The sequence below is a fragment of the Fictibacillus arsenicus genome (assembly GCF_001999465.1).
In the GTDB taxonomy this organism is placed as follows: domain Bacteria; phylum Bacillota; class Bacilli; order Bacillales; family Fictibacillaceae; genus Fictibacillus; species Fictibacillus arsenicus.
The window spans coordinates 34,978-57,546 of the sequence record NZ_MQMF01000002.1; the positions used below are offsets into that span (position 1 = coordinate 34,978).

The 22,569-nt window shown below is 39.7% G+C and carries 27 protein-coding genes; all 27 read right to left on the reverse strand.

Translation table 11 applies throughout. The features are described from left to right. Positions 1-27: 27 nt before the first annotated feature. The 27 genes from UN64_RS07255 to fliG all read right to left on the reverse strand — a co-directional run bounded on the left by UN64_RS07255 (position 28) and on the right by fliG (position 22,569). The gene (locus UN64_RS07255) at positions 28-516 is read right to left on the reverse strand and encodes a chemotaxis protein CheD (RefSeq protein WP_077361254.1); all 489 of its coding nucleotides are present in this window, start codon (positions 514-516) and stop codon (positions 28-30) included. Then, positions 509-1,141, reverse strand: coding sequence for a chemotaxis protein CheC (locus tag UN64_RS07260; RefSeq protein ID WP_077361256.1), 633 nt, complete (start codon positions 1,139-1,141; stop codon positions 509-511). The genes UN64_RS07255 and UN64_RS07260 overlap by 8 nt, the downstream gene beginning before the upstream one ends. Position 1,142: 1 nt before the next feature. After that, positions 1,143-1,607, reverse strand: coding sequence for a chemotaxis protein CheW (locus UN64_RS07265; RefSeq protein WP_077361258.1), 465 nt, complete (start codon positions 1,605-1,607; stop codon positions 1,143-1,145). 18 nt (positions 1,608-1,625) lie between these two features. Beyond that, positions 1,626-3,629, reverse strand: a complete 2,004-nt coding sequence (locus UN64_RS07270) for a chemotaxis protein CheA (protein ID WP_077361260.1) — start codon at positions 3,627-3,629, stop codon at positions 1,626-1,628. 18 nt (positions 3,630-3,647) lie between these two features. Then, positions 3,648-4,697, reverse strand: coding sequence for a protein-glutamate methylesterase/protein-glutamine glutaminase (locus UN64_RS07275; protein WP_077361262.1), 1,050 nt, complete (start codon positions 4,695-4,697; stop codon positions 3,648-3,650). 8 nt (positions 4,698-4,705) lie between these two features. Continuing rightward, positions 4,706-5,563, reverse strand: coding sequence for a MinD/ParA family protein (locus UN64_RS07280; RefSeq protein ID WP_077361264.1), 858 nt, complete (start codon positions 5,561-5,563; stop codon positions 4,706-4,708). Beyond that, positions 5,556-6,677 (reverse strand): flagellar biosynthesis GTPase FlhF, encoded by a 1,122-nt coding sequence (gene flhF, locus UN64_RS07285; RefSeq protein ID WP_077361266.1) that lies wholly within the window; start codon positions 6,675-6,677, stop codon positions 5,556-5,558. Before flhF ends, UN64_RS07280 begins: the two co-directional genes overlap by 8 nt. Continuing rightward, positions 6,677-8,710 carry a flagellar biosynthesis protein FlhA gene (flhA, locus tag UN64_RS07290; RefSeq protein ID WP_077361268.1) on the reverse strand — a complete coding sequence of 678 codons (2,034 nt, stop codon included), beginning with the start codon at positions 8,708-8,710 and terminating at the stop codon, positions 6,677-6,679. Before flhA ends, flhF begins: the two co-directional genes overlap by 1 nt. Before the next feature lie 23 nt (positions 8,711-8,733). After that, positions 8,734-9,813: a flagellar biosynthesis protein FlhB gene (gene flhB, locus UN64_RS07295; RefSeq protein ID WP_077361270.1), complete on the reverse strand. Its 1,080-nt coding sequence runs from the start codon at positions 9,811-9,813 to the stop codon at positions 8,734-8,736. 4 nt (positions 9,814-9,817) lie between these two features. Continuing rightward, a complete protein-coding gene (gene fliR, locus UN64_RS07300) occupies positions 9,818-10,591 on the reverse strand; it encodes a flagellar biosynthetic protein FliR (protein ID WP_077361272.1) in 774 nt (257 codons plus the stop codon). A gap of 1 nt (position 10,592) precedes the next feature. Continuing rightward, positions 10,593-10,865, reverse strand: coding sequence for a flagellar biosynthesis protein FliQ (gene fliQ / locus UN64_RS07305; RefSeq protein WP_066289449.1), 273 nt, complete (start codon positions 10,863-10,865; stop codon positions 10,593-10,595). Positions 10,866-10,882: 17 nt separating this feature from the next. After that, entirely contained in the window at positions 10,883-11,563 is a 681-nt protein-coding gene (gene fliP / locus UN64_RS07310; protein WP_077361274.1) for a flagellar type III secretion system pore protein FliP, read from the reverse strand. Continuing rightward, the gene (locus UN64_RS07315) at positions 11,556-12,209 is read right to left on the reverse strand and encodes a flagellar biosynthetic protein FliO (RefSeq protein WP_077361276.1); all 654 of its coding nucleotides are present in this window, start codon (positions 12,207-12,209) and stop codon (positions 11,556-11,558) included. Before UN64_RS07315 ends, fliP begins: the two co-directional genes overlap by 8 nt. 11 nt (positions 12,210-12,220) lie before the next feature. Beyond that, complete coding sequence (locus UN64_RS07320; protein WP_077361278.1) at positions 12,221-12,583, reverse strand: response regulator; 363 nt, start codon at positions 12,581-12,583, stop codon at positions 12,221-12,223. 18 nt (positions 12,584-12,601) lie between these two features. Then, positions 12,602-13,744: a flagellar motor switch phosphatase FliY gene (gene fliY / locus UN64_RS07325; protein WP_077361280.1), complete on the reverse strand. Its 1,143-nt coding sequence runs from the start codon at positions 13,742-13,744 to the stop codon at positions 12,602-12,604. Then, positions 13,738-14,730 (reverse strand): flagellar motor switch protein FliM, encoded by a 993-nt coding sequence (fliM, locus tag UN64_RS07330; protein WP_077361282.1) that lies wholly within the window; start codon positions 14,728-14,730, stop codon positions 13,738-13,740. The genes fliY and fliM overlap by 7 nt, the downstream gene beginning before the upstream one ends. A 34-nt stretch (positions 14,731-14,764) precedes the next feature. Next, on the reverse strand, positions 14,765-15,193 hold the full coding sequence (gene fliL / locus UN64_RS07335; protein ID WP_077361284.1) for a flagellar basal body-associated protein FliL: 429 nt from the start codon (positions 15,191-15,193) through the stop codon (positions 14,765-14,767). Then, positions 15,194-15,409, reverse strand: coding sequence for a flagellar FlbD family protein (locus UN64_RS07340; protein WP_077361286.1), 216 nt, complete (start codon positions 15,407-15,409; stop codon positions 15,194-15,196). 47 nt (positions 15,410-15,456) lie between these two features. Further along, positions 15,457-16,314, reverse strand: a complete 858-nt coding sequence (gene flgG, locus UN64_RS07345) for a flagellar basal body rod protein FlgG (protein WP_077361288.1) — start codon at positions 16,312-16,314, stop codon at positions 15,457-15,459. 85 nt (positions 16,315-16,399) lie between these two features. Continuing rightward, positions 16,400-16,777 carry a TIGR02530 family flagellar biosynthesis protein gene (locus UN64_RS07350; protein WP_077361290.1) on the reverse strand — a complete coding sequence of 126 codons (378 nt, stop codon included), beginning with the start codon at positions 16,775-16,777 and terminating at the stop codon, positions 16,400-16,402. 14 nt (positions 16,778-16,791) lie between these two features. After that, a complete protein-coding gene (gene flgD, locus UN64_RS07355; RefSeq protein WP_245801986.1) occupies positions 16,792-17,244 on the reverse strand; it encodes a flagellar hook assembly protein FlgD in 453 nt (150 codons plus the stop codon). 6 nt (positions 17,245-17,250) lie between these two features. After that, on the reverse strand, positions 17,251-18,414 hold the full coding sequence (locus tag UN64_RS07360) for a flagellar hook-length control protein FliK (protein ID WP_077361294.1): 1,164 nt from the start codon (positions 18,412-18,414) through the stop codon (positions 17,251-17,253). A 15-nt stretch (positions 18,415-18,429) separates the two neighbouring features. Next, positions 18,430-18,996, reverse strand: a complete 567-nt coding sequence (locus UN64_RS07365; RefSeq protein WP_077361296.1) for a MotE family protein — start codon at positions 18,994-18,996, stop codon at positions 18,430-18,432. 14 nt (positions 18,997-19,010) lie between these two features. After that, positions 19,011-19,448: a flagellar export protein FliJ gene (gene fliJ, locus UN64_RS07370; RefSeq protein ID WP_077361298.1), complete on the reverse strand. Its 438-nt coding sequence runs from the start codon at positions 19,446-19,448 to the stop codon at positions 19,011-19,013. Next, positions 19,448-20,767, reverse strand: coding sequence for a flagellar protein export ATPase FliI (fliI, locus tag UN64_RS07375; protein ID WP_077361300.1), 1,320 nt, complete (start codon positions 20,765-20,767; stop codon positions 19,448-19,450). The genes fliJ and fliI overlap by 1 nt, the downstream gene beginning before the upstream one ends. Next, positions 20,757-21,563 carry a flagellar assembly protein FliH gene (gene fliH, locus UN64_RS07380; RefSeq protein ID WP_077361302.1) on the reverse strand — a complete coding sequence of 269 codons (807 nt, stop codon included), beginning with the start codon at positions 21,561-21,563 and terminating at the stop codon, positions 20,757-20,759. Before fliH ends, fliI begins: the two co-directional genes overlap by 11 nt. Further along, entirely contained in the window at positions 21,556-22,569 is a 1,014-nt protein-coding gene (fliG, locus tag UN64_RS07385; protein ID WP_066289406.1) for a flagellar motor switch protein FliG, read from the reverse strand. The genes fliH and fliG overlap by 8 nt, the downstream gene beginning before the upstream one ends.

A 22,569-nucleotide genomic window follows, 5' to 3' on the forward strand; every position in this document is an offset into this window, starting at 1 on the left:
CCTCGTTTTATTACCGATTTTCTCGGCTTAGATAATTTTTGTGCCTTTGTTTACTGTTTTTATTGTCAATTGATAATCTGCCGGATTAAATTCAATTGTTCTCCCGCTGTTTCCCCCGACATCACTTGATATAAGCGGAATACCAAGTTGGTTAAGTTGAAGCTTTACACTTTCAACATTTCTAGGACCGATCCTCATCATTTCGCTTCCCGAAGAAAATTGAAACATTTGAGCTCCTCCCGCAATTTTCGCTTTAATGCTTTTTGCAGAAGCACCTTTTTTTATAAGCATGTCATATAGTGCGTTTACAGCGGTATCCGCGAATTTTCCTAATTTAGTGGTATTTGATTTGATCAAAGCAGATTCAGGAAGCATCACATGTGCCATTCCGGCTATTTTTCTGCCTTCATCGTATATAATAACTCCTACGCAAGAACCAAGACCTGTTGTTCTTATTGTGTCGGGAGGGGATACGAGGTTGATATCCGCTATCCCAACTTTTATAATTTCACTCATCCATCGGAACTCCCAGTGCATTAAAAATTTTTGCGAATGACTCAGGATCAGGCAATAAGAAAAAGTGTCCTTTTACTTCATCCAATTTTTTTATATCTGTAAAAGCTGTATCAATTACAATTGCAAAATCGCTTACTGCAGATATTTCTAAAAGCCCAAAACTAAGGATTGCTCCAGCCATATCTATACTCGTTGCCGGAACAGATGGCTGCAGATTGAGTCCTGTAAAATCCGAAAATGATGTAAGGTATGACCCTGAAAGGATATTGCCTACTTCTTGAAGAGCAGAAATTGTCATTTCTGAGTGTACTCCTTCAGTTAACTGGACAACTTCTCCCCCTAATAGGTCCCCTAAAAGCTTTTCAGCTTGTTCAATAGGAAGCATAAAAAACATACAACCTGGTGCATCTCCAACAATCCTCAAAAAAACAGATGCTACAATATTTTCGGAACCGCCAACCATCTCCGTTATTTCCTCGAAAGAAATAACTTTTACAGAAGGTACTTTCATATCAACCGCTTTATTCAGCATGGTAGACAAAGCAGTTGCTGCATGTCCCGCTCCAATGTTGCCAATCTCCCGAAGAATATCTAGATGAATATGATTAATTTTTGTAAAATCCATATTACTTTCCGCTTTCTAAAGGTTGAAGCACAGCAAGCTTTTCGGGATTTAACACTTTAGTTAGATTCAATAAGATAAGAAGACGTTTCTCTATCTTGGCAACTCCTTGTATATATTCAGCATCTACCCCTCCAACAACTTCGGGAGGAGGTTCTATTGAATCAGCTTCAAGATCTATAACGTCATTTGCAGAATCTACGATAAGTCCAGCTTCAATAGTACCCACTGATACGATGATAATTCGTGTTCTGTCGGTATAACCGGTTTCCTCTATGTCAAAGCGTGAACGTAAATCAATGATAGGAGTTACTACACCCCGTAAATTGATGACTCCTTTTACAAAAGAAACTGTCCTTGGAATCCTTGTAATATGCTGCATTCTTTCAATGGACTTTACTTCTTGAACAGGTACAGCATATTCTTCATCTTTTAATTGAAATATGATTACTTTTTGCTCGTTTAACATATTTGGACACCCACCTAATTATTTGATTAGTGCATTGCAATCTAGAATTAATGCTACTTGTCCATCACCCAGTATGGTTGCACCAGATATAGCGAACACCGATGACAGGTATTGACCGAGAGATTTGAGAACGATCTCTTGCTGTCCAATGAACGAATCAACAACAAGAGCTGCCATTTTATCCCCTTTTCTCACTACAACTACCGGAACATACTCACTCGCTTCCATTGCAGATGGCACTTCGAATATTTCTTTCATAAATACTAAAGGTACAACTCTTCCGCGGAAATCCATTACCTTTTGATTATGGGCAGATAATACCTCATCCTTTTTAATAATTGCCGTCTCGATAATAGAAGAAAGCGGAATAGCATATTTTTCTTTTTGAACTTCAACAAGCATGACCGACATGATCGATAGTGTTAAAGGAAGCTGAATGGAAAAAATCGTACCAAACCCTGCTGTTGAATCTACAGAGATCGAACCTCCTAATGACTCGATCTTGTTCTTAACAACATCCAGTCCTACTCCGCGCCCAGAAATGTCAGAAATAACTTCTGCTGTTGAAAAGCCTGAAGCGAACAATAATTCAAAACACTGTTTATCGCTCAAATTTTCAGACATTTCTTTTGTGATAATTCCATTTTCTAAAGCTTTTTCTAATACTTTTTGACGATTGATACCTGCTCCATCATCTTCAATCTCAATAAAGACGTGGTTACCGCTATGATAAGCCCTTAAGTAGATCGTTCCTGTTTCACTTTTTCCTGATGCGCTTCGAACTGATGGCTTCTCAATGCCATGGTCTATAGAATTACGCAGTAAATGTACGAGAGGATCACCGATTTCATCTATCACAGTACGGTCTAATTCTGTTTCTGCACCAACAATCTCCAGGTTTACGTTTTTGCCCAAGTCTTTTGCAAGACCGCGAACCATGCGTGGAAATCTATTAAATACTTGTTCAACTGGCACCATGCGCATTGTAAGGATAATATTTTGCAAGTCCCCTGAAACACGAGACATCCGTTCTACAGTTTCATTAAGTTCTGTACTTTTCAGCATTTTAGAAATTTCTTCAAGGCGTCCGCGGTCGATAACTAATTCTTCAAAAAGGTTCATTAATTGATCAAGTCTTTCAATATTAACCCTGATTGTTTTTCCAGCAGCTGAACCGCCAGCACTGGTGGCTGAAGCGTCGTCTTTTTTTGCTTCTGGTGCAGCGTTAAGTTTTTCTGAGGAATGATCACTTTCAGTAAGTACGGAGTCGTTAAGCCTTTCCGTATTTATCTCTGAAACAACCACTTCCGCAACTTCAGAAACTTTCAAAATCCGCTGTTTTAATTCTTCTCCATTTTCTTTAGTAAGAATTGAGAGTTTGAAGTCTGATTCAAACTGTTCTGCTTCAAGCATGTCTACAGATGGGATGGATTTTATAATCTCACCGATTTGCTCTATCACTTCAAATACCATATAAACTCTGGCTGCCTTTAAAATACAGTCCTTGCGAAGACTGATAGAAAGTTCGTATGCGTGAAAGCCTTGTTCTTTTGATTGTAAGATGATCTGTTTTTCGTATTGATCAAATGACTGAGACAAAGCAGCAGGTTTATCATCTTGATGAGCCGCAGACATTGTTATTTCACCTTTTTCAAGAGCTTCCAGATCCCTGACGGTTTCAGAGACATCACGCTTTCCGCTGCCCCCTTCTGAAATCTCAACTACCATTGCTTCTAAGTGATCAAGTGATGTGAACAGTACATCAAGTACTTGTGTAGTCACTATAATTTTTTTGTTGCGGATGGCATCAAGCACATTTTCCATGCAATGTGTTAAGTTTGCCAGGTCTTCATAACCCATCGTTGCCGACATCCCTTTTAGCGTATGTGCAGAACGAAAAATTTCATTAACGATTGATAATTCTTCAGGTGATTTTTCAAGCAGAAGCACCTGCTGATTAATAGCTTGAAGGTGTTCTTTGCTTTCCTCTATAAATATGTCTAGATATTGAGTCATTTCCATTGTTAAAACCCTCCCATTTTACAAATTGTTCTGAATAGCACGGGCAATTGAATCTAGATGTACGACTTCATCTACTTTTTTACTCAGCACAGCTGCTTTCGGCATTCCGTATACAATGCACGATTCCTCCGCTTCAGCTATGACCGTTGTCTGACCCGAATTCTTTAACTCTTCGATACCAAGCGTGCCGTCAGATCCCATACCTGTCATAATGACTGCTACTTTATGGTAGTTTTTTAGTTTTGCAGCGCTTTCAAACAGCACGTTAACAGCTGGTCTGTGCCCGCCTACCGGGGGTTCCTGATCGATGGTGAGATATGCTTGTCCCAGCTTTTCCTGCAGGCGTACATGGTACCCTCCAGGTGCGATATAAACGGTTCCCTTTTTTATAGATTCATTTTGTTCCGCTTCTTTCACCTTCACTTCAGAAAGTGTATCAAGCCTGTTGGCTAACGACTGTGTAAAGCCCGGCGGCATATGCTGAACAACAATTATTGGTGCATCAATATGTGCCGGTAGACTAGAAATCACTTCCTGCAATGCACGTGGTCCGCCAGTGGAAGTTCCTATTAATACAAGATTAGAAAGATTGTTTTTCTCTTTCATTTCTATGCGCTGTTTCGTTCTATTCTTATTTGGTATACGCGCTTGTATTACTGGTTTGAGCTTAGCTTGTGACGATGTAATGACCTTTTCAATTAATGCAGCCTTTACTTTGTGAAGATCCAGTGAGATTGCTCCAGAAGGTTTTGCAATAAAATCTATTGCACCAGCTTCCATTGCTAAAATCGTATTTTCAGCGCCCTCTTTTGTTGTACTTGAAAGCATAATAATCGGTACAGGATGCTGTTTCATAATTATTTTCACTGCTTCTATCCCATTTAAGACAGGCATTTCCACATCCATCGTCACAACATCAGGCTCTAGTTTTTTGATTTTATCAATGGCCTCTTGACCATTTCTCGCTGTATCTAAAACGTTTATCCTCGGGTCTTCTGATAAAAATTCTTTGATCAGCTTTCTCATAAACGCAGAATCATCAACTACAAGAACCGAAATTTGTTTCACTTTAGCATCTACCTCTCACTAAATAATGACTTTAACCTGCTGATAAATGATTTATAGGATGCTTTTTGCTGCTGTGCTGCTCCTGTATAAGTTCTTGCTAGATCAGCAACTGCACGTGATGCTTGAGAAGCCGGCTTATTTAAGGTGAATGGAACTTGTTTCTTTACCGATTCCAGCACTGATTGGTCTAACGGGATCATTCCTAAATGCATAAGTTCTTTATTTAAGAATTGCTTGCATACATTCATTAATCTATGAAAAGTTTCTCGCCCTTCATCCTCATTTTCACAGCGGTTAACCGCCAGATAGAATGGAAGAGAACTATCCTTCGCATGAATGAACTTCATCATCGAGTATGCATCTGTAATAGATGTGATTTCAGGCGTCGCAATCACTAGTATTTCATGGCTGGACAGAATAAACTTCAATCCAGATTCAGTAGCCCCGGCTCCCATATCAAGAAAGATAAAGTCGTAGAATGTTTCAAGTTCTTCAAGCTGACTAAGAAAATGATCCAGCATTTCATCTGTTATATGGGCAAGCGAACCAAAATTCCTGCCCCCGGCAATCGTATGCAAACCTTCTTTGCCTTCTTCTATGATCTCCCAAACTGACAATTGATTTTGAAGCATATCCATAATATGCTTAGGAGCTCTTCTCCCTAAAATTAAATCCACATTGCCCATTCCAACATCGAGATCCATAACGAGTACTCTTTTCCCCATTTTTATAAGGGAGAGAGCCAGGTTCACCGTGATATTTGTTTTGCCCACTCCGCCTTTTCCGCTTACAACAGATATAACCCTTGCGCTTTCAGCGGATGATACCATTAACTGCTTTCTAAGACTCTCGGCTTGATCAATCATGTTTCAGCTTTTCCTTTAATAGCATCTCGACCAGTTCTTCTGCGTCTGCCTCAAACATATCATCTGGCACATTTTGTCCGTTTGTTATATAGCCGATTGGAACGCCATGATTGATGGAAAGATTTAAAATAGCACCAAATGTTGTCGTTTCATCTTTTTTTGTAAAAATCACTTTATGAACAGGAAGACTCTTAAACTGACTGTATATTGTTTCCATGTCTTTATATTTTGAAGTAAGCGACAATACGAGATAATTTTTCATATCTTTATCAAAATGAACGATTCTTTGAAGCTCTTCGATATAAAAACGGTTTAAGAAATTTCTTCCTGCTGAATCAACAAGTACTAAATCATAATCATTAAATTTTTCTTTTGCTTTTTTAAAGTCATCAGCTGTATAAGCTACTTCACAAGGAATGTTTAAGATTTCAGCATACGTTTTCAGCTGCTCAATCGCTGCAATTCTATATGTATCAGTTGTTATAAAAGCAACTTTTTTGCCGTCCTTCAGAACCGCTTTTGCCCCAATTTTAGCGATTGTGGTCGTTTTACCAACACCTGTAGGTCCTATCAAATTTAGAAATTTCGTTTCATAATGAAAACCGCCAAAATCACTTTTTTTCATACGCGAACTGAGCCAGTCTGTCATCCATTTATTCCAGTCATAACCTAGTGCTTCATCTGATTCAAACGAACGATATTTGCTGGTTAATTGGGTTATAAGGTCTTCTGAAATACTCGTGTCAAGTTCTTGAAGCTGGAGAAAAGATCGCCATTCTTCAGCGAATTCGGGTAATGGCTCACTATTCTTGTTCTGAACAGTCATGTTGTGAACCATTTTTTTCAGCTGACGAATTTCCTCTGTAAGTTCTTCATCTTTAACGGAAGTTTGAACAGGTTCAATACTTATTGCGGCTGGCTTTTTTGGAGCATGGAAATCTATGTCTTGATCTAAGCCTGCAAAAATCTCGATATTCTTTTTTGTAAAAAATCCAAGGAACCCTCCAGCCTGGACTTCCCTTGTATTTAATATGACTGCGCCGCTTCCAAGATCTGCTCTTACTAGTTTCATAGCTTCTGGCAAGCTGTTTGCTGTATACTTTTTAACCTTCATTAAATATTCACCACCCCAACACTTTTGACCTCAAGTTCAGGCTCTAATTCGTTATATGACAATACTGCTACATCCGGGAGGTAGCGTTCGATCAGCTGGCGGACATACATCCTTACCGCTGGAGAACACAAAATGACGATCGACTGATCAAAGCTTCTTCCAGATTCTAATTCCCTTGTGATGCTGTCAAAGATTGATTGTGAATCATGCGGATCGAGTGACAGATAATTGCCGTGCTCGGTTTGCTGAACAGAATCTGCTATCTTTTTTTCAACTGATCCCCCAAGCGTAATAACATGCAACGGTTCGTTTTCTGCTACATAGCTTTTAGAAATTTGCCGGGATAATCCTTGTCTGACATACTCCGTTAGAAGATCTGTGTCTTTAGTCATCTTGGCAAAATCCGCTAAAGTCTCAAAAATTATGGCTAGGTTGCGTATTGAGATGCGCTCTTTAAGCAATTTGGACAAAACTTTTTGAATTTCTCCGATCGTCAGTGCATCTGGAGTAACTTCTTCCACGATCGCCGGATAGGATTCTTTTAGATGTTCTACAAGCTGTTTCGTTTCCTGTCTTCCAATTAGTTCATGTGCATGCTTCTTAATGATTTCAGTTAAATGAGTAGACACCACAGATGGCGGATCAACAACTGTATAGCCCGAGAATTCTGCCCTTTCTTTCATTTCCTCACCAATCCAGATAGCTGGGAGGCCGAAAGCAGGTTCTACAGTTTCAATTCCTGTGATTTCTTCATCATCGATACCTGGGCTCATCGCAAGATAATGGTCAAGCAGCAGCTCACCTTTTGCGACTTGGCTGCCTTTAATTTTTATTCTGTATTCATTCGGCTGAAGCTGGATGTTGTCTCTGATTCTGACAACCGGTACGATCATTCCGAGTTCCAGCGCGAGCTGTCTTCTGATCATCACGATCCTGTCTAACAAGTCACCGCCTTGAGACGTATCAGCGAGCGGTATTAAACTGTACCCGAATTCAAACTCGATCGGGTCGATCTGCAGAAGATTAACGACGGACTCTGGACTCTTAAGCTGTTCTGTCTGAATATCTTCTTCCACAACTTCTTCTTTTTCTTTTTGTTCCCGCTCTGCTTTTAAGAGTAAATATCCTCCAACTGACAGCAATCCTCCGATAGTAATGGTGAAAAAATCATTGATTGGTGTGAAAAGTCCAAGCATTATGATCGTTCCGCCAGCTACAAAAAGCATGATTGGATAAGCCAGAAGCTGTTTGCTGATATCGAAACCAAGATTTCCTTCTGATGCTGCGCGTGTAACGATAATACCTGTGGCAGTAGATATGATAAGTGCTGGTATTTGCGACACTAATCCGTCACCAACAGTCATACGGGTAAACATCTCCGCACTCTCACCAAAGCCTAGACCCATTTGAACCATTCCAATAATAATTCCAAAGAGCATGTTAATCAGAACGATGATAATACCAGCAATCGCATCTCCTTTTACAAACTTGCTTGCACCGTCCATTGCTCCATAAAAATCCGCTTCGCGCTCTATCGTTTCGCGTCTTTCTTTCGCTTCCCGATCTGATATCATACCGGCATTTAAATCAGCATCAATACTCATTTGTTTACCAGGCATGGCATCAAGTGTGAATCTTGCTGCCACTTCGGATACACGTTCCGATCCTTTCGTAATAACGATAAATTGAATGATTATAAGTATGAAAAATACGACTATACCTACGAGAATATTTCCTCCGACGACAAATTCTCCAAAGGTATGAACAACATTTCCGGCATCTCCTTTAGATAAGATGCTTCTTGTTGTTGAAACATTCAGCCCTAGCCTGAAAAGTGTCACCAATAAAAGTAATGACGGGAATATAGAGAACTGGAGAGGCTGTGTTGTATTCATGGCAATCAATATAATTAAAAGTGCCAGAGAAATATTTACTATGATAAAGAAGTCCAACATAAAAGTCGGCATTGGTATGACCAGCATGGCGATAATTAAGATTACACCCGCTAATACACTTATGTCTCTAGCTTTCATCTGTATACTCTCCTATTCATTCCTTACACTTTTTTCTTGATGCGATAAACAAAGGCTAAAATCTCTGCAACGGCTTTAAACAGATCCTCTGGTATCACGTGCCCGATGTCGACCCTGGCATAAAGCGTTCTAGCTAAAGGTTTATTTTCAATTGTCACGACATTATGTTCTTTGCCGATTTCTTTAATTCTTTGTGCGATCAAGTCAACACCTTTTGCTACAACGACAGGTGCATCCATTCCAGAATCATCATATTTTAAGCAAATTGCGTAATGAGTAGGGTTCGTGATGATCACATCTGCTTTTGGTACTTCCTGCATCATCCGCCTCATTCCCATCTGCCTTTGTTTTTCCTTAATCTTTCCTTTGATTTTCGGGTCACCTTCAGACTTTTTGTATTCATCCTTTATATCTTGTTTAGACATTCGAATGTTTTTCTCAAAGTCGTATTTTTGATACATATAATCGAGAAACGCAAGAAACAGTAAAACGAGCGAAGCAGCAAATCCCATCTTAATGGCCAGTCCGCCAAAAACAGGAAGTGAGGCTTCAATACTTACAAGTGACATTCTTAAGTAAACATCCCGCTCCATCCATAAGACGAAAAAGGTCACACCGCCAATCAGCAAAATCTTCAATAATGATTTTGACAGTTCAACAAGCGCACGCACCGAATAAATCCTTTTAAAACCTGACAAGGGGTTGATGCGTTCGAGTTTCATCTGAATCGCTTCGGTTGAAAGTAAGAATCCAACCTGCAGGTAGTTTCCAATGACACCAGCCGCCATTGCCGCTATCATTACCGGAGCCAGAATGATTGCAACTTCGATCGACAATTCCCAAAACAGCTTTGGGATACTTGTTTCTGTTACGTCATATAAAAGATTTTTGTCCAGGCTATGTGTGAAGAGGTGCTTTAATCTTTCGCCCATCCAGCCGCCCATGAATGAAAGAAACATGACAGACACAAATAATACGATTGCAGCGTTAATATCAGCACTTTTTGCTACTTGTCCTTTTTTCCGGCTTTCCTGACGCTTTTTCGGGGTCGCTTTTTCTGTTTTTTCTTGTGAAAAATACTGTAAATTCATTTGGTATCTCATCTGACTAAGCAGCCCCTAACAATTCCATTAAATTAACCATGGTATCTCGCATCTGTTCGATCAGCATTTGAATCGACACAAAAAAGGCGGGCATAACAACTAAAAATAAAACAAGAGCTATCAATATTTTTACCGGAAGACCGATAACAAAGATGTTCATCTGCGGAACCGTCCTTGCCACGATTCCCAGTGCCAAATCCGCTAAAAACAGCGTTCCGACAATCGGTATAGCCATCTGCAGTGCTACTAGAAACATCCCGGAAAGGACACTGACCACAAATTTAGTCATACTTCCGTTCCCGAAATTGGCGATCGGTGATTCCAGCGGAAGAAAGTTATAGCTATAAAAGATTCCATCTAAAAGCATATGATGCCCGTCTACCGCCAGCAGAAAGAGCATGGCAAATGTATAAAGGTATCTCCCCATCAAGGGCGTTTGAATGCCTGTCTGAGGATCAAAAACGTTTGCCATCGCAAATCCCATCTGCAGATCTATGAATCCTCCTGCTACTTGAAGTGCGTAAAAGACGACAGCTGCAATAAATCCGATCGATAGCCCTATCATGGCCTCTTTAATGACAAGAAGAAGAAAGAAACCGTTTATAGGGACAGGATCTGGACTGATGGCGTACAGCATGATCCATGATAAGAAAAGAGAAAGTCCGATTTTGTGCATAACCGGTAAATTTTTATTCGAAAACACAGGAATCGTTAAAAAAAATGCCGATACTCTAGTTAGTATTAATAAAAATGCCGGAAAAGAAAGTAAATCTATCATGTTATAAACCTATGTACGTATGCAGATTCTGAAAAATATTCGCTGTAAACGCAAGGATTTGTGATAACATCCATGGCCCAAAAAAAACGAGACCTACCAGAACGGCGACAATCTTAGGAATAAATGCAAGAGTCTGTTCTTGTATTTGTGTAGTTGCTTGAAAGATACTGACGATCAAACCGACGACTAATGCTAAAGCAAGCAAAGGTCCACATAAGAGAAGTGTTATGTATACTCCTTTTTCTGCTAAAGATATAACAAATTGAGAATCCATGTTTCCACCTGCCCGTTTTAATAGCTTAATAACAATGACTTAACGATTAAATGCCAGCCATCCACCAGCACAAACAACAATATTTTGAATGGCAGTGAAATCATAACAGGCGGCAGCATCATCATCCCCATCGCCATTAATACAGAAGCTACGACCATATCAATGATCAGAAACGGCACAAAAATCATGAAGCCCATCTGAAAAGCCGTTTTCAATTCACTGATCGCAAACGCAGGTACGAGTGTTGTTAAAGGGATATCCTGAATACTCTCTGGCTTCTTCGCTCCTGAATATTCCAGAAATAGCATCAAATCCTTCTGCCTTGTATGTTTTGCCATAAATTCTTTTATAGGAAGACTTCCTTTATTAAAAGCTTCTTTTTGTGTTATTTCACCTTTCACAAGAGGCTGTATGGCTTCTTTATTCACATCATGCATAACAGGTGCCATGATAAAAAATGTAAGAAAAAGTGCAATTCCGATTAATACCTGATTCGGCGGCATCTGCTGTGTTGCAAGTGAAGTTCTTACAAATGAAAGAACAATTATGATTCTTGTAAAAGAAGTCATCAGGATAAGAATACTTGGCGCGAGTGAAAGAACCGTTAAGAGCAGCAGCAACTGAATCGTTGTTTCCATGTTTGCTGGATCGCTATTATTGATAAAATCCAAATCTAGACCTGGAATAAATTCATTCATGATGTTTACCTTCCTCAAACGCCTTCTGTATTTCTTTACGCTGTTCTTTTCTTTCGTTTGTTAGCGAAGCCAGTAAATTCTTAAAGTTCACCGTTTGATCTTTAGAAACCTCATCTGGCTTATGTAATGATTCCTCGCGATTCAACCATTTTGATTTCAGCTGAATTGCCATTGAACTTACTTGTTGGGCAGGACGCTGTTCAAGCATCATCTTCACTTCTTCTTCATTCGTTATTTCTTTTAATAAGGTAACGGTATCTCCAACACCTACTACCAGCACAGAATTCCCTGTCTTTATCAGCTGGACAGACCGGTTTTGACCGACCCCGATCCCCCCGAGCGATTGAAGATTCTTACCATCTTGAAAGCTGACTGATTTCTTTTGAATAAATCGCAAGACGAAAAACAAGATTGCAAGGACGATCCCAAGCATGAAGATAAGTTTAACGAGCATGAAAAATGTACTTTCATTCTCAGACGGCTCATTAATTTCTGGACTATTGTTTTCACTCTTTTTATCGTTTTTCTTAGAATCATTTACTGTATCCCATACGGTTTTCCCTTGACTGCTGCCTTCCGCTTGTACGCTATGAGGTACAAACGAAAGGCAAACTGCTGCAAACAAACATATAATCCATTTCGACATCGGTATGCTGCTTATCCCAAGGTTTTCTTTATAGCTTCAATTACACGGTCTGCTGCAAAAGGCTTAACGATGAAATCTTTCGCTCCAGCCTGAATCGCATCAATAACCATTGCTTGCTGGCCCATAGCAGAACACATAATGATTTTTGCATCAGGATGTGATTTTTTAATTTCTTTTAATGCTGTAATACCATCCATTTCAGGCATTGTGATATCCATTGTAACTAAATCAGGTTTCAGATCCTGAAATTTTTCAATAGCTTGAGCTCCATCAGCAGCTTCTCCTACTACATCAAAACCATTTTTCACTAATATGTCTTTAATCATCATTCTCATAAATGCTGCATCATCAACAACTAAAATACGCTCTCCCATTTCAATTACCTCCATTGTTTATTTCAGTTTTTCTAAACGATCACGCTGACTTAAAATCTCGGTTACACGAACTCCAAAATTCTCATCTATTACAACTACTTCACCTTTTGCTATCATCTTATGATTCACAAAGATATCTACTGGTTCTCCTGCTAACTTATCCAGCTCTACAATGGATCCGGCTGACATCTCTAAAATATCCTTAATCGTTTTCTTAGTGCGTCCTAATTCCACCGTTACTTGTAACGGAATATCTAAAAGCATATCCAGGTTCTTCGTTTCAGTCTGGCTGGAACCAAAATCGCTGAAATCTGAAAAACTTGCAGGTTTTACAGAAACATCTCTCATCTGCGGCTTATAAGATGGTGAAGGTTCTGGTCTCGTTTCCCTTTGTACATAAGATTCTTCATGATCCTGTAAAGAAGGCTGTTTAACAGGCTGCTTATCCTCTTGAGGCTTATAATCTGCAACAGGTGCCTGTTCGGCTGTAGGTTCAGGATTCATCAATTTGTGTACAAGGTCCTTTGAAAACTCAGCATCAATCAATTGCATGATATTAGAATCTATTAATTCTCCTACTTTTAAACGGAACGAAACTTTCACTAGAATTTCTTCATCTGGTATCAAGCTCGTGTTCGATTCAACATCCAGAAAATCAATCTTTGGCGGAGAAATATCTACCTTTTTATTAAAGATCGTTGACATAGATGTAGATGCAGAACCCATCATCTGGTTCATTGCTTCACCAACTGCACTTAACTGCAGTTCTCCAAAATCTGGCGAAGGGTTAGTCCCTTCACCGCCAAGCATGAGGTCTGCGATGATCTGTGCATCCGACTTGCGAATAACTAATAGATTTGCGCCTTCAATACCTTCTGTATATGTAACCTGCACGGCAACATGCGGAATTGGGAATTCGTCTTTTAGTTCTGTTCTTTTCACAACGCTGACAGTAGGTGTCGTTATCTCTACTTTTTGATTTAAAAGTGTTGACAGCGCGGTAGCTGCACTTCCAAATGAGATGTTTCCGATTTCACCTAATGCATCTTGTTCAATAGTAGATAAGTAGTCTTCGGTTTCTGTCGTTCCGGACGAGGAAGGACTTCCACCATTCAGCAAAGCATCAATTTCATCTTGTGAAAGCATATCTCCACTTACCATTGATCCTCATCCTCCTTAATGGTTTCTAATATTTGTACAGCTAGCTTTTTCTTCACCTTTCCAGGCTGACCATAAAACTTAGGATTGTTTTCCACTTTAATAACAAGCGGCTGTCCGATCCTCTGGTCCAGTTCAATGCAGTCTCCTGGAGCAAGATGAAGAAATTCCTCGATCGACATCTCTGAAGACCCTAATTCAACTTTAAAAGGAAGAAATGCATTTTTTAATTTTTGTTCAATAAACTCTGATTCACCGGGAGTCCGCACTTTCTTCTTGTTCTGCATCCAATGGCTTACAGAAAGCTTTGGAATGATCGGTTCAATCACAACATGCGGCAAACAAATATTGATCATACCGCTCGTCTCTCCGATCGTCGTATTCAGTGAAATCACTACCACTGTTTCGTTTGGGGAAACCATCTGTAAAAATTGCGGATTGACCTCCAGATCAAGCATGAAAGGATCCAATTCAATAACGCTTGTCCACGCTTCCCTAAAACTATCAAGCGTATTTTCGAAGAGCTGACTCATAATTCTCGTTTCGATTTCCGTCAAATTCTCGATCTTATTCATACCAGTACCGCTGCCGCCCATTACTCTGTCCAGCATTGCATATGCAATATTCGGATTCACTTCCATCAAAATTCTGCCTTCAAATGGGTGAGCTTCAAACACATTTAAAAGAGTCATCTTTGGAACCGACCGGATAAATTCTTCGTATGGCAGCTGATCAACTGAAGCCACTCCGATTTGTACATATGTTCTTAACTGTGCTGAAAAATACGTTGTTAACAATCTTGCGAAATTTTCATGCAAGCGAGTTAAACTTCGAATCTGCTCTTTCGAAAACCGAAGGGCTCTTTTAAAATCGTAAACTTTTACTTTTTTCTCTGACTCTTCCTTTTTCAGCTCTTCTGCATCCATTTCACCTGTAGAAAGGGCGGATAGAAGAGCATCAATTTCGTTTTGCGACAAAACATCTACCAAGAGTCTCACCTCTTTTCATGCTCGTATTTAATGATTATTGAATGATCTTTTGAGTAGTGTAGACTCTTACTACTTTCCCATCTTGCATCACTTTATTAATCTCTGTTTTCAAGGTGTTTTCCAGTGAGATCAACCCTTTTTGTCCTGAAAGTTCTTCTGTTATCTTGTTTGAAATTTCATAGATGATCAGGTTATTAACTTGGAACAATCTTTTTTCAAGTTCCTTTTTAGCATCCTTATTATCTGCTTGAATCTTAAACTTGATTTTGACATAAGACTTATCAGCCAAATTAGTCGTGATCTCATCTGTTTCGACCATCAGCTTATCAAGCTCTTCAGCAGTTGGTTCAGAAGCTTCGGTTTTAGGTGAGAAGTATTGAAAACCAAAGTATCCAGCTGCGCCTACAAGGCCAATAGCTACAACCATGGAAAGCATGATCGTTACCGCTTTATTTTTACCCATCTATTGACCCTCCACTTTATTGCCATTCAGAGGCAGCAATGTGATACCTCTGTAAAATGAGGCAACTTTTTGAGCAACTATTTCTTCACTTTCCTTCACAACAAATTTTTTCCCTGTGGTTAAGGTAATCGTCGTATCAGGAAACGATTGAACTTGCTCAATATAAATTGCATTTAAAGTAAACGTATTACCATTTAGCTGAGTTAAAGAAATCATATGAATTCAGGGCTAAGCAGCTGAATGCTTAACCCTTCCTCCCTTCATTAGCGTTTTAAATTCACCAGTTCTTGAAGGATCTCATCAGATGTTGTAATAATTCTAGTATTCGCCTGGAATCCACGCTGAGCCACGATCATTTCAGTGAATTCTTCAGATAAGTCGACGTTGGACATTTCGAGTGCGCCGGCTACTACTTCACCGGCACCTGCAGATCCAGGAGGAGCAACATTTGTATAGTCAGCTCCATTTTTAATAGTTCCAGAGTTACTAGTTTCTCTATATAAATTACCGCCTGCTTTTTCTAAACCACCTGTATTAGCAAATTTCGCTAATAAAATTTGACCCGCTACTAATGGTGTACTTGTACCTTCTTCTATATATGTCACCATCCCATCCGGTCCGATACTGAAACTTTTAGCATCTGTTGGAATTGCAATTTTACCTGCTGTTCCTAAAACCCCAGTATTTGTTGCATTTGGTTCAGCTGCAATCACAAACATTCCATCTGAATTAACTAAGTTTCCACTTTTATCTAAATAAAAGTTTCCTGCTCTTGTTACGTAGTCATTAGTTCCATCATTTACTATAAAAAAACCATCCCCAGAAATTCCTAAATCAAGTGGTCGTCCTGTTGTTTGTAAGCTTCCTTGTGTATGAACTGTATCGATTGTAGCCATTTGGGAACCCAATCCTACTTGTTTAGGATTCACTCCACCTCTTCCATTTGCGCCTGCAGTTGGAGCACTTGCCCCAGCAATCTGCTGACTCACTAGATCTTTAAACGTTGTACGGCCTTTTTTGAAGCCATATGTATTTACGTTTGCGATGTTGTTTCCGATTACATCAAGCTTTACCTGAAAATTTTTCATACCGCTGATTCCTGAGTACATAGAACGTAACATTTGTTTTTATCTCCCTTACTTGGTTTAGTAAACTGCTTCAATCAATCGGCAGTTTTTGTGAGCCTCCTGTAAAGGTCCAGCTCGTTTAATCGTCTATTACGATGGCACCATTTATATTTGTGAAGATCTGGGATGCGGATTCATTTCTTCCTAAAGCTGTGATCACGGTCTGGTTTGGCGCATTTACTACAAGGGTTACATCTCTCAATATCACAAGAGAGTCTTTTACGCCTTTTTTGCCCGCTTCTTTTATCTTTTCACCAATTTTGTTCCAGTTAACGTCAGTTATTTCTATATTCCTGTCTTCCAGCCGCTTTTTTGCGTGCTTGCTGATCGTGAGTGATGAATCTAACTCTTTATCAAAAAGTGACTTGAACGAATTTTGACTAACTTGCTGTTGTTGAGCTCGTGCTGGGTAAAGGGTTGGCTGGTACAATTGATGAGCGGTTATACGTTCGCTCATAGCATCAACTCCTCTTATTTTGCTGGGTCTGTAATCTTAATAACTTGGAAACTCGTTATCTTTGATCCGTCACTCATTTCGAGCATGACAGAGCCTTTTTCAAACAATACAGCTTTAACAGTGCCTTTTTTCTCTTCTAGCACTTTTTCGCCTTCTTCATCTACAGTTTCCGATTCAAATGTCACTTGCTTCCCAATCATCTGGCTTTGCTGAAGAAGTGATGATTCTGTCTGGAATGTTAGAAATTGCTGCATCGTCTGGTTCATGTTTGTCATCTGCTCAAGTGAGGAGAAACTCGCCATCTGAGCGATAAATTCCCGGTCCTGCATAGGACTAGTCGGATCTTGGTTTTGCAGCTGGGTAATAAGAATCTTAAGAAAATCATCTTTCCCTAAAATATTTGATCCTGTTTGTTTTGTCTTAGCCTGGTAGTTGGATAACATGAGATTTTCTGATACTTTCGACACTATTCATCACACCTCTTCATTTAAAACCATTTGCGAGAGCTGTTCTTCAAATGAAAGATTGCTGTTATCGGAGTCATCCGTTCCTTTATCATTTGGCTGATGCTGCTCTTCATGGTTTTGTCTTTCCTGATCATGAAATTGAAATGATTGCTCTTCCTTTTGAAAAATAACTTCAAGCTTTTCGAACTCAATATTTTGACCTGCAAAAGCTTGTTTCAGCTGAGCAAGCTGGCCATCCAGCACATCTTTCGCTGCCTGAGAGGATGCTATAATCTTTGCTGCGATCTCACCATGTTTTTGAATCAGCTGAATTTCAATCGTGCCCAGATTTTCTGGTGTCAGCTTAATCTGCATCTTCGTAAAACCAGCTTCAGTTACCATCAGCTTTCCTCTTGTAATGATCTGCTGTATTTCTCGAACGAATTGCTGCTTTTGTCCTTCTTCCGAAGAAGCAGGTACTTTTAACGTCCACTGTTCTAATGGAGATAACGGACTTTGGACAGTTTGAAACTCTTTTGATACATGTTCTGTCTGTTTTACAGGTACGTATCTCTGAAATGCTTGTTCAGCAAAAGTCTGCACTTTTTTCACAGTGGAAAGCTGTTCCATGATTTTGTGAAAATTGTTTTTATCTGCTGAACCACTCTCATTCATCAGCTTTTTTACGTTGTTAAAAATTTGCTCAACTTGTTTCGGCAGGGAATCTTTGTTTTCCAGCTTTAATGCAGGAAACCATTTTTCAATCAACTGAGTAAGTTCTTTTTTCTGCGGCTGTGATAACAAGTGCTGCTGGTCATTGAACATTGCTTGTATAAGGAAAGCTATTTTCATCTCAGGTGCAGGGGTGTAAATATTTTCTGTATCGTTGATCTGTTCATTAATCAATGCCTCAATCATTTCTTTTATTTCTGCAGGCAGTTCGTTCAACAATGCTTGTACATCTTGATCCTCAGCTGCTTCAGGATTCCAGAATTGCTCTATTTCTTCCATACTTGAGAACAGGTTCGCAATAATTTCAGCTAAGTTACCGCCTGCCGCGTCACTCGTGTTGGTTGGCATTTGTTCTGGAACTAACAGAAACTGCGAAAAAAGAGCTTGTGTACTGCTAGTTTGTTTGCTGCCTTGTGTCATTTGAACCGGTGCTGAAACTTGCGCCATCATCACTTGCATGCTTTTCACCTCCTTTTAAAGAGAATTACTTGCCATTAATACGGTTAACTCTGCAGCTCTTTTCGCATCAAGCTTTGCTAGTATGGCAGCTTGTGTTTCTGCTTGTAATAGTGTGAGAATCCCGAGTACTTCATTATTGTTCATCTCAGTCATTACGGCTGCAGCATCTTTTGCTGACATAGCTTCATACAATTTTTTTAATTGCTCATCCTCATCTGCTTTAACAGACGTTTCAGCATCCTCTACTTGTTTTTCCAGCAAAGCAATATCACTCTTTAGAGCAGTGACTTCTTTTTCTTTCTTTTGAAGGTCAGCGGAAAGAATTTTAATGTACTCTTCTTGCTCTTTGAACTTACCTTCCCATTGATTTTCAGTATTCTGACTTACAGAAACTGCTGGCGCTTCATCGTTAAAAACATTTTTCACAATCGGAATTTTCTTCCCACTGTTTTTGGCTTCTTCAATCACGTTTACTCCCATAAAAGAAAGAACTATTCCAAATACTGTTACAGCGAAAATTGCCGGAACAGCAATAACGAGGAGAAACCATACAAACTTGCTTGATTTTTCATTTTGTTTCATAAGCTCACCTGTTTTCACGACTTCGCATAGCGCAATACGGAGAATTCATCATTCTGTTTGTTTTCATACCAAGTCAGTTCCATTTCATAGGTATTCAATTGTTTTTCTTTTAATTTTTCATACTTTTTCACTTCGATCGTCTGTTGAAGCAGTTTTTGCTGGATGACCTGCATTCTTTCTCTGGCCCTTTGCAGAACCGGCTGCAATTCTTTAATCTTATTTGACATAGATAGAAGAAAACGCTGCGTATTTTGAAGATCATTGACGACGATTCTTTGCTGGAACTGCTGATTTGAGAGATTTTCAATATCTTCTTTACGTTTTAATAGACTATAAATTTCTTCTGCAATACTCTCGAATGCCTGAACGGCTTCACCAAGCTCAAGTTCAATGGATTCTTTTTCTTTTTGTTTAACTGAAAGAACTTTTTCCATTGAAAATTGAAACGACATTACAGATCATCCTTTCCGAATTCCATAAGAAGCCTCCCAACGGCTTCATCAAAACTTACATCCTCATCTACTTGCTGTTTTAAAAATGTTAAAATGCTTGGGTAGATCTGAATGGCTTCATCGACTGATTTAGAAGAGCCTCTCTTGTACGCTCCAATGCTAATGAGATCTTCTGCATCAACATAGGATGAGAGTAATTCTCTAAACCGGTCTGCAGCATGCCGATGTTCTTTTGATACGATATCATTCATAACCCGGCTGATGCTTTTCAAAATATTCACTGCCGGGAATTGACCTTTATTTGCAAGGTTCCGATCTAAGATAAAGTGCCCATCCAATATCCCGCGGACCGTATCAGAAATCGGTTCGTTAAAGTCATCTCCATCTACAAGCACTGTATAAAAAGCTGTAATCGTGCCTTTTCTATTTGTTCCTGAGCGCTCTAACAGCTTAGGAAGGACAGCGAATACGCTTGGTGTGTAGCCTTTTGTTGTAGGAGGCTCACCTACTGCAAGCCCGATTTCCCGCTGCGCCATGGCTACACGTGTTACCGAATCCATCATGAGCATGACATTCTTCCCTTGATCTCTGAAGTATTCAGCAATAGCTGTAGCTGTCTGTGCACCTTTTATTCGCATCAACGCTGGCTGATCAGAAGTAGCAACGATTACAACCGATCGTTTTAACCCTTCTTCACCGAGATCTCTTTCGATAAAATCCAGAACTTCGCGGCCTCGTTCACCTATAAGGGCTATCACGTTCAGATCCGCTGTAGAATTTCGCGCCACCATACCAAGCAAAGTACTTTTTCCTACACCGCTTCCAGCAAAAATCCCTACTCGCTGTCCTTTGCCTACTGTCAAAAGACTGTCAATGGAACGTATACCTAACTGAATGCTCTCATGAATTCTAGGACGTTCCATCGGATTTGGCGGCTCATTCTCTGTAGGATACCGGAATAATCCTTTAGGAAGAGATGCTCCATCCAGCGGGACGCCCATCCCGTCTAAAACTTTGCCGATTAATGATTGACCCACTTTAATTTCTAAAGGTCTGTCTGTTGCCTCAACAAGAGAGCCGACGGTAATATCCTTCACGTATGTAAAAGGCATTAACAGCACATTCTCTTCTTGGAATCCGACTACTTCTGCTTTTATTTTTTGCTTTCTGCCATTAGCCGTATGAATATAGCAAACATCGCCAATGGAAGTTTTCGGTCCTTTAGATTCGATCATCAGACCGATAACGCGGATCACCTTTCCGTATCTTTTAAAAGAATCTAGCGATTGCAATGATTCCAGCAGGTAATCAACGTTCATTTTCTGTCACCTCAATTTGTTCCAGCAGCTTATCTCTTATCTCTTTCAGCTGCACATCAAGAGTGGCATCAATTTTTCCGAACGGAAATTCAATAACAGCTCCATTTTCTTTTAATGTTTCATCAGGATAGATGAATAGAGAAGCAGTGGATTGAAGCACATTTTTCAATTCATCACGATGTTGGAGAGTCAAATCGAACCAATTAACCGGAACATATAATTTTACCTCTTCAAACTCACGTGCTTCTTTAACAAGCTGCTTTACGATCGATATCCACGTTTGAGGTGTCTCCTCAAGCTTTTGTCCGATAATCTTTTCTGCTGCTTTCATCGCTAATAAAATTATCTGTGGTTCTGCTTCACTTAAAACTTGATAATAGTCTTGTTTTGTCTTTTCAATAAATTGCTTTACTTCTTCCAATTGTTTCTTCCAATCTTCAAGCCCTTGGTTTACACCATTCTGAAAACCATTTTCATAGCCTTCTTGTTTCGCCATCTCAAGTTCTTGTTCCATCTTTAAGCGCCATTCTTGTTCTTCTGCTGCAAGTCTTTTTTGTTGTTCCTGAAGAAGCATTTCAGCTTCCGCTTTTATTATGTCTGCTTCGCTCTCTGCTTTTTCTAGAAGATCAGCTGCCTCTTTTTTTAATCGCTGAATCTTGGCTTCATCATCTTCTTCAATAAGACTGCTCGATGGAGCAGTAAATATAGAAACAGGCTGGATACCTATTACGACATCAGTTTCGATCTCTTTTTTGTTAGCCGTGCGATTGTTAAAAGATTTTATTACCTTAGACAATCACATCATCTCCTCCGCCTCTAGCGATGACCAGTTCTCCTGCTTCTTCAAGTCTGCGGATCGTTCCAACAATTCTAGATTGAGCTTCCTCAACGTCACGCAGACGTACAGGACCCATGAATTCCATCTCTTCTTTAAAGTTCTCAGCCATACGCTGTGACATGTTTTTAAACATAACTTCTTTCACTTCTTCACTAGATGCACGCAGAGCGAGAAGCAAGTCTTCGTTCTGCACTTCTCGTATTACGCGCTGAATCGCACGATTATCGAGTGTGACAATGTCTTCAAATACGAACATTCTCTTCTTAATTTCTTCTGCAAGTTCAGGATCTTGAATCTCTAAAGCATCAAGTATCGTTCTTTCTGTACTGCGGTCAACACCATTGAGCACTTCAACAACAGCTTCTACACCGCCTGCCTGAGTGAAGTCTTGAGTTACTGTAGCTGACAGCTTTCTCTCCAAGATCTGTTCAACTTCATTGATCACTTCCGGTGAAGTCCTGTCCATCAGTGCGATTCTTTTTGCAACATCAGCCTGCATTTCCTGCGGCAATTCAGATAAGATCTGCCCTGCCTGTGATGAATCTAAGTAAGCTAATATAAGTGCAATCGTCTGCGGATGCTCATTTTGAATAAAATTAAGAATCTGACCAGGATCAGCTTTGCGTGCAAAGTCGAACGGTCTAACTTGCAGTGTGGAAGTAAGCCTGTTAATAATCTGCATCGCTTCATCCTTGCCGACTGCTTTTTCCAGAACCGTTTTGGCGTACCCAATACCACCTTGAGTAATATAGTCTTGCGCAAGCGCCAATTGGTGAAACTGAGTGATAATCTCTTCTTTTAAGGTTGAATCTACTTTTCTCACTTGAGAGATCTGCAGAGTCAATCTTTCAATTTCTTCTTCGCTCAAATGCTTGTACACTTGAGCTGCTACATCAGGACCTAAAGAGATAACGAGGATCGCTGCTTTCTCTTTTCCTGACAGCTCTTTTACACCTTTTGCCAT